The organism is Candidatus Thiothrix phosphatis, assembly GCF_035668035.1.
GTDB lineage: Bacteria > Pseudomonadota > Gammaproteobacteria > Thiotrichales > Thiotrichaceae > Thiothrix > Thiothrix phosphatis.
Genome location: NZ_JAYMYJ010000030.1, coordinates 43,417 through 58,763, shown reverse-complemented (window position 1 = coordinate 58,763; position 15,347 = coordinate 43,417). Strand labels below are relative to the sequence as shown.

9 protein-coding genes are annotated in these 15,347 nt (G+C 55.2%); 4 read left to right on the top strand and 5 right to left on the bottom strand.

Features of this window, described 5'->3' with window-relative positions:
- Positions 1-4 precede the first annotated feature (4 nt).
- From VSS37_RS04040 to VSS37_RS04030, 3 genes are read left to right on the top strand one after another with little or no spacing between them, the layout of a single operon-like run.
- The gene (locus tag VSS37_RS04040) at positions 5-1,450 is read left to right on the top strand and encodes a lipopolysaccharide biosynthesis protein (protein ID WP_324693387.1); all 1,446 of its coding nucleotides are present in this window, start codon (positions 5-7) and stop codon (positions 1,448-1,450) included.
- Positions 1,447-2,592, top strand: a complete 1,146-nt coding sequence (locus VSS37_RS04035; protein WP_324693386.1) for a glycosyltransferase — start codon at positions 1,447-1,449, stop codon at positions 2,590-2,592. The genes VSS37_RS04040 and VSS37_RS04035 overlap by 4 nt, the downstream gene beginning before the upstream one ends.
- Before the next feature lie 18 nt (positions 2,593-2,610).
- Positions 2,611-3,555, top strand: coding sequence for a glycosyltransferase family A protein (locus tag VSS37_RS04030; protein ID WP_324693385.1), 945 nt, complete (start codon positions 2,611-2,613; stop codon positions 3,553-3,555).
- Here the strand turns inward: VSS37_RS04030 and VSS37_RS04025 are convergent.
- From VSS37_RS04025 to VSS37_RS04015, 3 genes are read right to left on the bottom strand one after another with little or no spacing between them, the layout of a single operon-like run.
- Complete coding sequence (locus VSS37_RS04025; RefSeq protein ID WP_324693384.1) at positions 3,543-4,349, bottom strand: polysaccharide deacetylase family protein; 807 nt, start codon at positions 4,347-4,349, stop codon at positions 3,543-3,545. The two genes, VSS37_RS04030 and VSS37_RS04025, sit on opposite strands and share 13 nt — an antisense overlap.
- Positions 4,346-5,515, bottom strand: coding sequence for a glycosyltransferase family 4 protein (locus VSS37_RS04020; RefSeq protein ID WP_324693383.1), 1,170 nt, complete (start codon positions 5,513-5,515; stop codon positions 4,346-4,348). The genes VSS37_RS04025 and VSS37_RS04020 overlap by 4 nt, the downstream gene beginning before the upstream one ends.
- Positions 5,516-5,528: 13 nt before the next feature.
- The gene (locus tag VSS37_RS04015; RefSeq protein ID WP_324693382.1) at positions 5,529-6,527 is read right to left on the bottom strand and encodes a GNAT family N-acetyltransferase; all 999 of its coding nucleotides are present in this window, start codon (positions 6,525-6,527) and stop codon (positions 5,529-5,531) included.
- Positions 6,528-6,853: 326 nt separating this feature from the next.
- Between VSS37_RS04015 and VSS37_RS04010 the strand changes: the two genes are divergently transcribed.
- A complete protein-coding gene (locus tag VSS37_RS04010; RefSeq protein ID WP_324693381.1) occupies positions 6,854-9,049 on the top strand; it encodes a GumC family protein in 2,196 nt (731 codons plus the stop codon).
- A gap of 77 nt (positions 9,050-9,126) precedes the next feature.
- Here VSS37_RS04010 and VSS37_RS04005 read toward each other — a convergent pair whose 3' ends face one another.
- Both VSS37_RS04005 and gltB read right to left on the bottom strand, forming a co-directional pair.
- Positions 9,127-10,617: a glutamate synthase subunit beta gene (locus VSS37_RS04005; protein ID WP_324693380.1), complete on the bottom strand. Its 1,491-nt coding sequence runs from the start codon at positions 10,615-10,617 to the stop codon at positions 9,127-9,129.
- Between the two features lie 14 nt (positions 10,618-10,631).
- On the bottom strand, positions 10,632-15,227 hold the full coding sequence (gene gltB, locus VSS37_RS04000) for a glutamate synthase large subunit (RefSeq protein ID WP_324693379.1): 4,596 nt from the start codon (positions 15,225-15,227) through the stop codon (positions 10,632-10,634).
- Positions 15,228-15,347 lie beyond the last annotated feature (120 nt).

The window sequence follows — 15,347 nt, the reverse complement described above, 5'->3', positions numbered from 1 at the left end:
GGTGATGTACGTTAAGCATGGTCTGGTTTACCTGCTGGCGAAGGTTGCTCCCGCTTTGGCGAGCTTTGTTTCCGTTGCCGCCTATACCCGCTGGTTAAGCACTGAAGAATACGGCGTTTACACGACTTTGCTGGTGCTGGTTTCGAGCATGAATGGCTTTCTGTTCGGTTGGTTGTATGTGGGGATCATGCGTTTCTGGAATGCGCAGGATGTGTCTGCCGAATCCGTGCAGCGCCTGATCAGCTTCTCGGTCGTGGTGATTGCGGGGATAGTGGGGTTGCTGGCGGCGGGCTACGCCCTGTTGCAGGGGCACGGCCTGATCGCAGGTTCGTTTTTTCTGTTGTTTGTCAGTACGGCTTTGTACGAGTCCTACCAGCGGGTTAACTCCATTACGCTAAAGGTGCAGCAGTATTTTTTGGCGGAGTTGACCCGTACTTTGCTGACGTTGGCCATTGGGTTGCTGTTGGTATGGATGGGCTATTCCTGGGTCGGCGCAATGGGCGGGGTGACCCTGGGCATATTCCTGACCTTGTTGTTTTTTGGTGGCGTCTGGCGTTATCTGCTGCTGAAGTGGCGTGAGGTTGATTTCGCCATCCTTAGAAAAATCCTGCTCTACGGTTTGCCGTTGAGCCTTTCATTTGTGTTGCTGGATGTGATTTTTACGTCTGACCGCTTGCTGCTCAGTGCATTGGCGGGTTATTCGGAAGCGGGGCAATATGCCGTCGCTTACAATGTGCCGCATCAGATCATCATGATGTTGACCAGTTCGCTGAATCTGGCGGCCTATCCGGTCGTCATCCACACGCTGGAGCATGAGGGTCAGGCGCAGGCGGAAGAAAAACTGAAGCAATATTTCATGCTGTTGATGGGGGTCGCCGTACCGTCCATTTTCGGCCTGATTGGCATCAGCCATGCGTTCATCCCCTTGTTGATCGGGCCAGAGTTTGTGCAGGCCTCTTTGCAACTGTTGCCGTGGATCGGCATCGCGGTGCTGGAGCACTGCCTGTACCTGTTTTATGTGTCGTTGTCTTTCCAGTTGGGCAAGCGCACAGGTGATGCAGTGAAAGTGGTGGCGGTTGCAGCCGGTCTTAACCTGCTCCTGAACACTGCTCTGATCCCTCGGTTTGGTGCAATGGGGGCGATTGGCGGCTCAATCATTTCCTACTTGCTGTGCTTGGTATATGGCTATTTTCTGGGGAGCAAGGGTTTCAGGCTCATTATTCCCTGGTCGGAACTTGGCAAAATCCTGCTGGCGTCGGGCATTATGCTGCTGCTGATGGAGCAAGCGCCGGATATGGGTGGCGTGTTAAGTGTTGTGATTCGCGTCACGGTCGGCGTCCTGGTGTATGCAGTGGTGGTGTTGCTGTTCAACATCGGCAATATCCGCCAGTATGCAAGGATGGCGGTGGCTTCCTTGGCCGAACGGCGTCAGCGGGTGTGTGCGCCATGAGCAAGGTGCTGTATGTCATCACTTCATTGAGTGTCGGTGGGGCGCAAAAAGCGCTGCTGAATCTGGTGGCTTCCCCGCTCAGTACGGAATACAAGCCGTTTGTGCTTGCCCTGCGCCCGGTGGATGGCGTTCAGGGACAATTTGCGCAAGCGGGGATACCTGTATACGAATTGCAGCTCAACCACTGGAAGGGGATGTTGGCGGCACCATTACGCTTATGGCGTCTGGTGCGTGACATCAGGCCGGATATCATCCATGGCTGGATGCATCATGGCAACCTGGCGGCGGTGTTGGCGTGGCTGTTTGCCGGGTGTCGGCCTTTGTTGTTGTGGGGGATGCACCATACTCCGGAGGCTGCCACTGCCGAACGCATGCAACATGCGCTGGTACTGCGGTTGGGGCAGTGGTTATCCCGCTTTCCCGACAGGATTTTGTATGTGTCCAGACGCAGCCAGCAACGTCATCGTGAGTTGGGTTATGCCAGCGGGCGTTCGTTGGTGGTCGCCAATGGCATTGCTGCGCGGACACATCTTTCTGCTGATGTGCGGGAGGACTTGCGCGCCGAGTTGGGTGTTGCGGATGAAACGCCAATTATTGGCAGTTTGACCCGTTTTGTGCCTGAAAAAGACATTCCCAACCTGGTGGAAGCTATCCGCCTGTTTGTACAGGGCGGAAACAAAGCCTGTTTCCTGCTGGCGGGTGAAGGGATGGGGACGGACAACACCGTTTTGGCGGAGTTGTTGGAGTCCGCAGGTTGCCAGGAAAGTGTACGGTTGTTGGGTGTGCGTAAGGATGCAGGCCGCCTGATTGCCGCCATGGATGTGGCGACGCTTGCATCCCGGTGCGAGGCTTTTCCACTGTTTCTGGCTGAAGCGATGGCGGCGGGTGTGCCGTGCGTGGCGACGGATGTCGGCGACATTGCAGAATTCATTGGCTCCACAGGTTTGATTGTGCCACGGGAGTCGCCCGCACAATTGGCTGCGGCCTGGGCGCAATGGCTGGCTTTACCCGCAACAGAGCGCCAGCAGCGTGGACAGGCGGCGCAATCCCGTATCCGGGACACCTATAATCTGGATGCGGTTATCGACACGTATCGGTCTATTTTCCAGGAAAAGCCGCTGACAACACCCTCACTACAATAATCAAAAGCGGAGGCTCACATGTTTCGCTACACATTTACGGTTTTTACGCCAACCTACAATCGGGCGGAAACCTTGCATCGGGTTTATGACAGCCTGTGCGCGCAGACTTTTCGTGATTTTGAATGGTTGGTTGTGGATGACGGCTCCACTGACAACACCCGTGAACGGGTGGAGGGCTGGCAGGCGCAAGCGGCGTTCCCTATCCGTTACCTTCATCAGCAGAATGCACACAAGAAAGTTGCGCACAATCTGGGGATTGGTGCTGCCCAAGGCGAGCTGTTCCTGACGCTGGACAGCGATGATTCCTGCAAGCCACAGGCGTTGGAGCGCTTATTGTTTCATTGGCAGGCCATTCCTGACGACCAACGCAATGGCTTCAGCGCGGTGACCGTGTTGTGTGAAAAGGAATCGGGCGAGATTGTCGGCAGCTTGTTTCCAGCAGATCCTGTGGGTGGCTGGATTGATTCAGACAGCGTGGAAATGAGCTACCGTTACAAGGTGCGTGGGGAAAAATGGGGGTTCCAGCGTACTGAAGTATTGCGGCAATTTCCGTTTGAGCATGAAGGCGTGGCGGGTTTGATCCCGGAAAATGTGGTGTGGGAGCGGATTTCGGAGCGTTACAAAACCCGCTTTGTCAACGAGGCGCTGCGCGTCTACCACGATGGCGAAGACCAGGTGACGCGCGCCCGGCCAGACCAACATGCCTTGGGCCATGCCATCGCGTGTAAATCGATGTTGGAGCATGGGGCGCGTTACTTTCTGTATGCGCCGCTGCGCTTGCTGGATGTGGCGATGAGCTTTGTGCGCTTCAAGCACCATGCACAGCAGCGGCAACCGGATGTTGCATTGAGTGCCGAAGGTTTGCTGCCACGCCTGCTGGTGTTGGGTATGACGCCGTTTGGCTACGCCCGTTTCTGTTTGGACAGGCGTCGCCTAGCGGACAAGGGCAGTCAGGCCGGGTAATAAGTGTCCCGGAATGAACTGAACGGATAGTCCAACAAGAGCTTACGTAGTTTTCCTTCCACACTGCCCCGGCGGGCAAACTGATGCACCGCCATTTTGGTGGGTATGTCGACCAGTTGGGAGACTTCCCGGTATTCGTTGGTGTCCAGTTCATAGGGATGCATGTAGAAAATGCTGGTGTTTTGGTCAAGCTTGCGCGCCAGCCACTGGGTAAGCCAATAGGGATAAATGCGGAAATAGCCTCCACCCAGGACGGGAATGTTTTTGCCCAATACCCGGCTGACGCTCATGGGGTAGGAATCCAGCCCGCGTTCGGCAATGCGTCGCAGGATGCCGTCATCCGTGAATCCGTAGCAGCTGCGCACCGTGGCAATCATGATGGAAGAGTCGTAAACGACGCCTTCTTCCCGCAAGGCGGCGCAATACCAATCGAGAATGTCGTCCCGCACTGAGAAGGTGGGGGCGCGGAAACCGATCACCTTGGAGCCGCTGATGTCTTCCAGCGCAGCCATGGAGCGGCGTAGTTCTGTGCGGAATTGCGCTTCCGTCAGGTTGTAAAGCATACGGTGGCTATGCGAATGGCAAGCCAGCTCATGCCCTGCGTCGGCGATGCTCCTGACTAGGTTCGGGAATTTTTCCGCCACCATCCCTTGTATAAAAAATGTGCCTATCACGTCGTGTTCATCCAGGATGTCAAGCAGGCGGCTGGTGTTGCGCACCACGCGGTTGCTGACTGCACGGTCGAAGTCGTAGACGGATTGTTGCCAGTCTTCAATGTCGGCGCTGAAAATCATGCTTTCACCTCCAGGGATGCCACCCCTTCCAGCCCTTCCTTGCCAAGGGTGGGGTTAAACGGGTTGGCGCAGGACAGATAAATCTCCCCAAGAATGTCGAGCACATGTTCTTCGGAGAAATGCTTTTCGGCGTGGATGCGGGCGGCTTTGCCCATTGCCTGCCGCTGGTCGTGATTGCGGATGAACCACAACAGGTGTCCGGCCAGCGTTTCCGGTGAACCCAGCGGGGTTTTGAAGCCGGTTTCCCGGTCAACAATGGCCTCCCGGCTGCCTTTCACATCGGTGCAGATGACGGGCTTGCCGGACGCCATCGGCTCGATCAGGGCGCGGGGAATGCCTTCGGCAAACGAGGTCAGCACCCCGACGTCAATGCTGTGGTAGAAGGCGGGCATGTCGTTGCTATACGCGACGATTTCCACCACATCTTCTAAACCTTTTTGCTGGATGGAGGTTTGCACCTCGGTTTTCAGGGGGCCTTGTCCAATCAGTTTTACCTTGAAATGGCGGGTCTGTTGCGCCAGCAACGCTACGGCGTCCAGTAGCAGGGCATGGTTCTTGATGGGTTCGAAGCGCGCCACCATGCCGAAAATGACAGGGCTGGATGGGTCATGGGGATTATCGCTTGGTGTAAAGCGGGTTAGGTTGACGCCATTGCCGAGAAACACCATTTGCTTTTCGTCCAGCAGCTTGTATTTCCGCGCCAGCTCCATGTCCCCATGCAGTTGGAACAGTGAATAACGCACGGTTGGCTTGAGCAGCTTTTCAATCAGAATGAAAATGTTGCGCGCGAGCAGTCCGGTATTTTCCGCAATGCTGTAGCCATGGCTTTGGTAAATCCAGAGGGTTTTCCGGTCGAAAAACGCCAGAAAACGCCCAACCAGTCCCGGAATGCCGAAATGCAGGTGGACTGCGTCGTAACCGCCTTGCCGGATGGCGCGGCGCAGGCTCCAGGCGGAACGCATGAGGCGCAGGGGGTTGAGGCTGCGGTGCAGGGTTTCCACGATCACATTCATGCCTTGTTCCCGCATCAGCGCCACTTCCGGGCCGTCGGTGCACAGCAGGTCGACATGCAGCTTGCCGGTATGGCGTTGGTTGAGCGCATGCGCCCGCTGGAACACTAGCGCGTAGGCTGAACTGCTGACGGTGCAAACTTCCAGAATCTTCATGTTGTTGTCCTTGTCAGTAAAAGCGGTGGAGGAGGGTGCGGGAAAGCCCATCCATCACGATTTCGGGCGTATTGCGGATCAGCCAGGATGCCGCATCCTGCGTGTGGGAGCGCGTTTTGCGGGGAGAGGTGATCGGCAACCGGTAGTAATAAATTTTGTGGACGCGGTTGGCCAGTTTCAGTTTGAACTGGTACGGGTTGCTGTCTGCGGATGAGCGCCCGAGATTGTAGGTTTTGCGCCCGGTTTCGCCGCAATGCTCAACCATTTGCCACAGCATGGCGAGGAAAACATTATGTTTTTTATAGTCGCTGTGGATGCCTGACCATGCGCCATAGATTTCATCCTGATTGGTGAAACTGATGGAGGAGACTACCGGAAGGTTATCCATATAGCCGACGAAAATCTCGGTCTGTTCCGGGCATTGCGCCAGCAGGTCGGCAAAGAAAGGTTTGGGATGGGGCAGGCTGCCAATGTCATGCAGGCTCATGCGGTACAATTGATAAAATTCATCCAGTAATTTGGGTGTTGTGCCAATAATGGAGGTAAAACCACGTTTCAAGGGGCGACGGATATTTTTACGGGTGTTGGTGGACAGGCTTTCCCAAACAGCTTCCACGGATGGCTGAATATCAACATTCAGCTCCACCTTGTCCGCTTCATCCGGTAGGCAGGGAATGTGCTGGGTGGTGCGTATTTCCAAGCATTTAATATCGGTTGCGGTCAGCTCCTGCGCCAGTTGCTCAATCACATGGCCGTAATCCTGGGCGTTGACGCCAAGTATGACGCCAGTTTTGTCAAAGCCTGCGCCAAGAATCAGGGTTTTTCCACCCAATAGGTTGTTACGGGTAAAGGCCGGAATGAAATGGACTTGTTCTTTAAGCGCCAAGGTCACTTGAACAGCTTGCAATTTGAATTCATGGGCGATAATGCTGCGGAATGCAGGACTGGTAAAAATATCAACGGAATCATGCTTTTGTGCATTAGCCAGATCGGGGGTGATAGTTATGCTCATGTTCCGGATCAGTATTTATTTTTATAATTCTATATTTTTACGATGGCATTATGGTTTACGCCAGTTTTGGCGGATTAACGGAGGAGCCTGGCAGGTCAGACGGTGAATGCGGAGCAAGTTGGTTTCCGCTTATCTACAAAATGCCTACGCATGCAAACAAATCTTTGCGGTGTTGCATGGGGTAGTGGAGAATGGGCGTAATACTAACAACTATGCTCGTCCAGAGAATCATGCTAACTGTCGCCAATAAAAAAAATATTGCCTCACCTCCTCTGCATGCGGGTATGCCTTCACCGTATATCACAATCCCTGCGCCAGGGGCATCAGTGCATTCCCTGACGCTTGAAGACGTATGGCGGCGTTTGCTGCGGCAAAAATGGACATTGCTGTTGACGGCTTTATCAATCCTATTGCTGACAGCTTATATTACGTGGACAACCACACCCACTTACCGTGCCGGAGCCACCATCCAAATTGAAAAGGAGGGGGCGCAAGTTGTTAATTTTGGCACGGTCTCTGCCGCTTCACCGGATATGGGGGATCAAGACCCATTTTTCCGCACCCAGTACGAACAATTGAAAAGCCGCAAACTGGCTGATCGGGTGATTACCGACCTGGATTTGCAGACCCGTTTGTTTGGACGGCCTGAAAAAGTCAGCTTGTTGCAGTCATTCGCTAAAGCGCTCAAGAACATGTTCACCGCTTTGTTGCCGGGTGGTGGTGGTGGAGAAGTTAGCAATAAACCTCAGAACGTTGATTATTCAGCTGCATTTTTGCAGAGCCTGTATGTTGAGCCCATCGAAAAGACCCATTTGGTCAAAGTGTTTTTTGAAAGCCCTGACCCAGCTTTGTCAGCGGAAATTGTCAATGCTTTGGTGAGTTCCTTTATTAAGGACAATATCAATTCACAAAGTGAAACAGATACCTACGCTAAGGAATTCCTGGAACAGGAGCTGGAAAAAGCCCGCAGCCGCCTGAACTTGCAGGAGGCCAAGCTGATTGAATACGCCAAACAGAACGATATTCTGGAGGTTAACAACAGCCAATCCACGCAGGAGCGCAAGTTGGATGAGCTGTACTCCGCTTTGGGGGAAGCCCAGCGTAACCGCATCCAGGCGGAAAGCCAGATGATTCAAGGGCGTAAGCACGGCAATGTCCGCGAAGTGCTCAATAACCCGGTTGTGGAAGGCATCAAGCAGAATTTGGTGACGCTGGAGGCGGAATACCAGGAAAAGCTGAAGCTTTTCAAGCCGGGGTATCCTGACATGCAACTCTTGCAGCAACAGATTCAGGAAGTCCGTCGGCAGTTGAATAATGAGGTGGGTGGCCTCAAACAATCGTTGCAGGCTGACTATGCAGCCGCCAAGAAACTGGAAGATGATTTGCGCGCTCAGGTTGACAGTTACAAGAATGAACTGATTGACCAACGGGATCGTGGTGTTGAATACAACGCCCTCAAGCGGGAAGTCGAAACCAGCCGTAATCTCTATGATGGCCTTTTACAACGCCTGAAAGAAGTGAGTGTGGCCTCCAATGCCACCACCAGCAATATCCGTGTTGTGGATGCGGCGACAACCCCGGATGATATTTTCCGTCCTAAAAAGACGCTAAACCTGATTCTGGGTGGCTTGGTTGGGTTGATGTTGGGGATAGGGGCGGCGTTATTGCGCGAAACCCTCAATCAAAGCGTTGCTTCGGTCGGCGAGTTGCAGGCGCTCAGTGGTTTGCCGATATTGGGGGCTATCCCACATGTGCGCAACAAATCGGAAAGCCACTTGGCGTTGGCGACCGCCCGGGATGTTGGTTCCCTACTGGCGGAGGCCTATCGGGTTGCAACAGCGAACCTACGCTTTGTTTTGCCAGGCGGGGTTGCGCCGCGCATCACCTTGATTACCAGTGTGAATCCTGCAGAGGGGAAATCTACATCAGCCGTCAATATCGCTTTTAGTCAGGCGCAACAGGGGTTGAAGGTCTTGTTGATCGATGCTGACCTGCGCCGACCTTCCGTCCATGTCAAAATGGGGTTGCCGAATGCCCGTGGCCTGAGCAATTTTTTGAATGGTGAAACAGACATCGCCAGCATCACCCATCCTTCCCGCGAGGTGAAAGGCATGTATTTTATTACTGCTGGAACCTTGGTGGCAGACCCGGTAAAACTGGTGTCCAGCCAAGCGATGGTGCAACTGCTCAACCTAGCCTCCAAGCATTTCGATAGTGTGATCATTGATGCGCCCCCCGCCACTGGGTTTGCGGATGCGATGTACCTCTCTTCGATGGCTGAGGCTACATTAATTGTTGCAGATGAAGACCATATCAACCGCAAACGTTTGTTGAACGTTATTGAGCAGTTGCGGCGGGTCAGGCATAACGTTGTCGGTTTTCTGATGGTCAAGTCACAGGATGATGCGATCGATTACCGCTATTACGATCGCTACCAAACTCGGATTCCGGCAAAAGAGCGTATTGCGGCCAAAGTGGCGAAAGGAAAGCGCAAAGGACTCAATCTTGCCCCGGTAATATAGGGCATATGAGGGGAGGCGGGATGCTCAGGGGAGGAAACCCCACCCCCATTGTTTAGGAGGTGGGGCACAGTCAGAAATCAGGGCAGGAATGTCTTGCCCATCAAGAACCGGTCACATTCACGGGCTGCTTCCCGGCCTTCATTGATGGCCCAGACCACTAGGCTTTGACCACGGCGCATATCGCCCGCTGCAAATACACCCGGCAGATTGGTGGCATATTGGCCATACTCGGCTTTGACGTTGCCACGAGGGTCAGTGTCCAGTCGGAGGGCGTCAATCAAGGTTTTTTCCGGGCCGGTAAAGCCCATCGCCAGCAATACCAATTGGGCCGGAAGTGCTTGTGCGGTGTTTTCCACTTCCGCCAGATTCATGCGTCCGTGTTCATCACGTTCCCAACGCACCCCAATCGTATGGATTTCCTTCACATGGCCATTTTCATCGCCAACCAGCTTTTTGGTGGAAATCAGGTAGTCACGCGGGTCGCGCCCAAAGATTGCCGCTGCTTCTTCCTGCCCATAGTCAACTTTATGGACGCGCGGCCATTCCGGCCATGGGTTGTCCGGCTGGCGCGCATCTGGTTGGCGCGGCATGATTTCCAGCTGGGTGACGGATTTACAGCCATGACGTACAGAAGTCGCCACGCAATCAGTGCCGGTGTCGCCACCGCCAATGACAATGACGTCCAGTCCCTTGGCGGATATGTACTGGCCATTTTCCAAGTTGGAGTCCAGCAGGCTCTTGGTGTTGGCGGTGAGGAAGTCCATGGCGAAATGCACACCAGTGAGTTCCCGGCCAGCTACTGGCAGGTCGCGCGGTTGGGTGGCTCCAGCGCACAACACCACAGCATCGAAGTCACTGCGTAAGGTTTCAGCGGAAATATCCTTGCCAACTTCCACATTGGTGATGAATTGCACGCCTTCGGCCGCCATCAGGTCAACGCGGCGCTGCACGACTTCCTGCTTATCCAGCTTCATATTGGGGATGCCATACATCAGCAGGCCGCCAATGCGGTCAGCGCGCTCATAAACGGTGACTTCGTGGCCAGCTTTGTTCAGTTGGTCGGCGCAGGCCAATCCAGCGGGGCCAGAACCCACCACCGCCACCTTTTTGCCGGTGCGTTCCACAGGGATTTCAGGTTGAACCCAGCCTTCCTCAAACGCCTTGTCGATGATGCTGACTTCATTCAGCTTGATGGTGACGGGTGGCTCGTTGATGCCGAGGGTACAGGAGCCTTCACATGGCGCAGGGCAAACGCGCCCAGTGAATTCCGGGAAATTGTTGGTCATGCGCAGCCGTTCATAGGCTTCCTTCCACAAGCCGCGGAAGATCATGTCGTTCCACTCCGGAATCAGGTTGTGGACTGGGCAGCCGCTAGCCCCGCCGGGCAACAACTTGCCGGTTTGGCAAAACGGGATGCCGCACTCCATGCAGCGTGCGCCTTGCTCCCTGCCGTCTTCTTCACGGTTGAAATGCAAGTGAAATTCACGCCAATCCTTGACGCGCTCCAACGGCGCGCGGTCAGAGGGCAGCAAGCGTTGATATTCGATGAATCCTGTAGGTTTTCCCATTCTGCTCGTACTCCTTAGTTACCGCTAACGCGCGAGGCATCGCTGTTGTTGGCGGTAAAGGCCGCCATCAGGGCTTCATCGCCGGACAGTCCCTTCTCTTCTAAGGAACGGATCGCATCCAGCATGCGCTTGTAGTCGTTTGGCATGACGCGGACAAAACTGGCGAGGCTTTTGTCCCAGCTTTCCAGAATCATCCTGGCGCGTTCACTACCGGTGTACAGCAAGTGCTTTTCAATCATGCCTTTGACTTCGGCTTGTTCGCCCGCCTCAGACAGTGGTCCGTAAGACACCATCTCCGTGTTGCCGCTGACGGCAAGGACGCCTTCAGGATCATAAACATAAGCGACACCGCCAGACATGCCTGCCGCAAAGTTGCGGCCTACGTTGCCCAGCACGACAACGCGCCCGCCGGTCATGTACTCGCAGCCGTGGTCGCCGGTGCCTTCCACCACGGCATGGACGCCGGAGTTGCGCACACAGAAGCGCTCGCCAGCAACACCGCGGATATAGGTTTCGCCACTGCTTGCGCCGAAAAATGCAACGTTGCCGATGAGGATATTGTCTTCTGGGATGAAACGGGCGTCTTTCTGCGGATAAACAATGATTTTTCCGCCGGAAAGCCCTTTGCCGATGTAATCGTTGGCGTCGCCTTCCAGTTCCAGCGTCATGCCTTTGGGGACAAAAGCGCCGAGACTCTGGCCTGCGGAACCGTTGAACTTCAGGCGGATAGTGTCTTCCGGCAAGCCTTCCGCGCCGTATTTGCGGGTTATTTCGGAGCCAGTGATCGCGCCAACCACGCGGTCAATATTCCTGATCGGGAATGTTGCGGTGACAGGCGTGCCCGTATCAATTGCAGGCTGGCACACCTTGAGGATTTCGCGTTCGTCCAGTGACTGGGCGATGCCGTGATCCTGTTCGCGCTTGCAATACACGCCATCGCATTCTTCCAGTTCCGGGCGGTGGAGAATCCTGCTCATGTCGATCATGGCGGCTTTCCAGTAACCGTTGGCGGGTTCGTGGCGCAGTTTGTCGACCCGGCCAACCATTTCGTCAACGGTGCGGAAACCTAGCTTCGCCATGTATTCGCGCATTTCTTCGGCAATAAACATCAGCAGGTTGACCACGTATTGCGGGTCGCCGCTGTATTTTTTGCGCAACTCAGGATTTTGGGTGGCGATGCCTACCGGGCAGGTGTCCAGATGGCAGACGCGCATCATCACGCAGCCCAACGCGACCAGCGGCAAGGTGGCGAAGCCGTATTCCTCAGCGCCCAACAAGGCGGCGATGGCCACGTCACGGCCTGTCATCAATTTGCCGTCGGTTTCCAGGCGCACCCGGCTGCGCAGGTTGTTCAGCAGCAGGGTCTGATGGGTTTCGGCCAAGCCCAGTTCCCATGGCAGGCCAGCGTGCTGTACGCTGGTTTTAGGCGAAGCGCCGGTGCCGCCGTCATAACCGGAGATTAGGATGACATCCGCCTTGCCTTTGGCGACGCCGGATGCAATCGTGCCAACGCCCACTTCCGACACCAGCTTGACATTGATGGCGGCGCGCTTGTTGGCGTTTTTCAGGTCATGGATCAGCTGCGCCAAGTCTTCGATGGAATAAATGTCATGGTGTGGCGGTGGCGAAATCAGGCCAACGCCCGGCGTGGTGCCACGCACTTTCGCAACCCACGGGTAAACCTTCTTGCCCGGCAACTGGCCGCCTTCGCCCGGCTTGGCACCTTGGGCCAGCTTGATCTGGATTTCCCGTGCATTGTTCAGGTAGTAGCTGGTCACGCCGAAACGTCCGGACGCCGCCTGCTTGATGGCGCTGCAACGGGAGTCGCCGTTGGCGTCAGGAATGAAACGGGCGGGATCTTCGCCGCCTTCGCCGGAGTTGGACTTGCCGCCCAGCCGGTTCATGGCGATGGCCAGCGCCTCATGCGCTTCCTTGCTGATGGAGCCGAACGACATTGCGCCGGATTTGAAGCGTTTGACGATGCTGGATGCGGATTCCACTTCGCCCAGCGGAATGGGCTGCTCGGCGAAGTTGAACTCCAACAGGTTGCGTAGGTTGAATTTCACCTCCGCGTCTTCATGCATCAGTTTGCTGTACTGTTTGTAGAGCGCGTAATCCCCGGAACGCACCGCCTTTTGCAGCGTGTAAATGGTCATCGGGTTGTACTGATGCTCTTCTTCCTCATTACGCCACTGGAAAACGTTGCCGGAGCGCAATGAGCGGTTTTCGGCATCATGGTGTTCGTAAGCGGTCTGATGACGCATGATGGCTTCTTTTGCAATCACCTTCAGGTCGATGCCGCCAATACGGGAGGCCGTGGCGGTGAAGTACCTGTCGATCACTGTTTTGTTGATGCCCAGCGCTTCGAAAATCTGCGCGCCGCGATAGGACTGGACGGTGGAAATGCCGATTTTCGACATGACCTTGATCACACCTTTGGTCGCAGCTTTGATGTACTTTTTGACGGCATAATCATGATCCATGTCCGGCAGCAGTCCTTCGCGGATCAGGTCGTCGATGGAGTCAAACGCCAAGTAAGGGTTGATGGCTTGCACGCCATAACCCAGCAGCAGGGCAAAGTGATGAACCTCGCGCGGTTCGCCAGACTCCAAGACCAAGCTGACGCGGGTGCGGGTGCCGTGGCGGATCAGGTGATGGTGCAAGCCTGCCACCGCCAGCAGGGACGGGATCGGCACATTGTCAGCGTCCGCTGTGCGGTCGGACAGCACAATCAGGTTGGCACCATTGTTGATTTCATGGTCGACCGAGGAAAACAAATGTTCGAGGGACGCTTCCAAGCCATCCTCTCCATCCATGATGCGGAATGTGATCGGCAGGCTGACGCATTTGAAGCCTTCACGCTTGATTTCAATCAGCTTCATCAGCTCGTCATTATCCAGCACTGGCGTTTGCAGCAGTATCTGATGGCAGCTCGCCGCCGTTGGCGCAGTGATGTCGCCTTCGGAACCCAATGTGGTGAGGGCCGAAGTGACAATTTCCTCACGGATGGCGTCGATTGGCGGGTTGGTGACCTGCGCGAACAATTGCTTGAAGTAATTGAACAGCGGCTGTGGCTTGTCGGACAGCACTGCAATCGGGGAATCGATGCCCATTGCGCCCAGCGGGTCGATGCCGTCGCGCGCCATCGGCACGATCATCTTGCGCACGTCTTCATAGGTGTAGCCGAACATTTTTTGCCGCTGCGCCACTGTCTCGTGCTCGGGCAACGGAGAGTGTTTGGCGGCTGGCAGGTCTTCCAACTTGATCAGGTTGTTGTCCAGCCATTCCTGGTAGGGCTTGACGGCCGCTATGCCGTATTTCAGTTCCCGGTCAGTGATGATGCGGCCTTCGACGGTGTCGACCAGCAGCATACGGCCCGGTGTGAGGCGCTGTTTGGAAATGACCGTGCTCTGGTCAAGATCGTCCAGCACGCCAACTTCGGACGCCAGGATGATCATGTCGTCACTGGTGACGTAATAGCGGGAAGGGCGCAACCCATTGCGGTCAAGAATGGCACCGACTTGAGCCCCATCAGTGAAACCCATGGCGGCAGGGCCATCCCAAGGCTCCATCAGGCAGCTGTGGTACTGGTAGAAAGCGCGCTTTTCCGGATTCATGTTTTCGTGGTTCGCCCAAGGCTCCGGCACCATCATCATCATGGCGTGCGGCAGGGAGTAACCGCTGAGGTAGAGGAACTCCAGCGTGTTGTCCAACATGGCGGAGTCGCTGCCATTCGGGTTAATGACCGGGAAGATCTTGTCCAGATCGGTTTTGAAGACATCGGTCTTGATCATGGCCTGACGCGCGTTCATCCAATTGACGTTGCCGCGCATGGTGTTGATTTCACCATTATGGATCAGGTAACGGTTTGGATGTGCCCGCGCCCAGCTTGGGAAGGTGTTGGTGGAGAACCGCGAATGGACCATCGCAATGGCCGTTTCCATGTGCGGGTTGGCGAGATCCTTATAAAATTGGCCGACCTGCTCGGTGGTCAGCATGCCTTTGAAAACGATGGTGCGTGATGACAGGCTAGGGAAATAAATATGCCCGGCGACTTCCGGCGCATTCACGGCATTTTCGGTGCGTTTGCGGATGACATACAGCTTGCGCTCGAAATCGATGCCAGCGGTTATCCCATCGGATTTGCCAATGAACACCATGCGGATGAACGGCATTGCCTTCAGTGCGGTTTTGCCGATGGGGGCAGGGTTGACAGGGACGTCGCGCCAGCCAAGCAAAGTCTGGCCTTCTTCCTCAACGACCCGGGCAAAAGTGGAGGCGACCTCTGCCCTGGCGTCGCCATCTTGTGGCAGAAAAACTACGCCTGCGGCATAATCGCCGGGATTTGGCAGCTTGATATTGAGTGACTTGCACTCTGCTTCAAGAAATTTATGCGGCATTTGCAGCAGGATGCCAGCGCCGTCACCGGTGTTTTCCTCACAGCCACATGCGCCGCGATGCTCCATGTGGGTCAGTACTTTCAATGCCTGTTGGACAATCTGGTGTGACTTGACACCTTTCAGGTGAGCCACAAAACCCATACCACAGGCGTCGTGTTCAAAGTCAGGGTCGTAGAGCCCTTGCGCTGGGGGTAATTCGGTGTATCTCATCGGATTCTCAGGCAACAAAAGGGTTGCTATTATGGTACAAAATACAGGGTCAGGGCTAGACACATTAGCGTGTTTTTGCTGGCAGGGAAAGAGCCACCCTTCGCCAAATGGAATATACTT

Bases quoted from the DNA above. Each gene is read 5' to 3' on its own strand.
- VSS37_RS04040 (WP_324693387.1), top strand. From the start codon at position 5: ATGTACGTTAAGCATGGTCTGGTTTACCTGCTGGCGAAGGTTGCTCCC.
- VSS37_RS04035 (WP_324693386.1), top strand. From the start codon at position 1,447: ATGAGCAAGGTGCTGTATGTCATCACTTCATTGAGTGTCGGTGGGGCG.
- VSS37_RS04030 (WP_324693385.1), top strand. From the start codon at position 2,611: ATGTTTCGCTACACATTTACGGTTTTTACGCCAACCTACAATCGGGCG.
- VSS37_RS04025 (WP_324693384.1), bottom strand. From the start codon at position 4,349: ATGATTTTCAGCGCCGACATTGAAGACTGGCAACAATCCGTCTACGAC.
- VSS37_RS04020 (WP_324693383.1), bottom strand. From the start codon at position 5,515: ATGAAGATTCTGGAAGTTTGCACCGTCAGCAGTTCAGCCTACGCGCTA.
- VSS37_RS04015 (WP_324693382.1), bottom strand. From the start codon at position 6,527: ATGAGCATAACTATCACCCCCGATCTGGCTAATGCACAAAAGCATGAT.
- VSS37_RS04005 (WP_324693380.1), bottom strand. From the start codon at position 10,617: ATGGGAAAACCTACAGGATTCATCGAATATCAACGCTTGCTGCCCTCT.
- gltB (WP_324693379.1), bottom strand. From the start codon at position 15,227: ATGAGATACACCGAATTACCCCCAGCGCAAGGGCTCTACGACCCTGAC.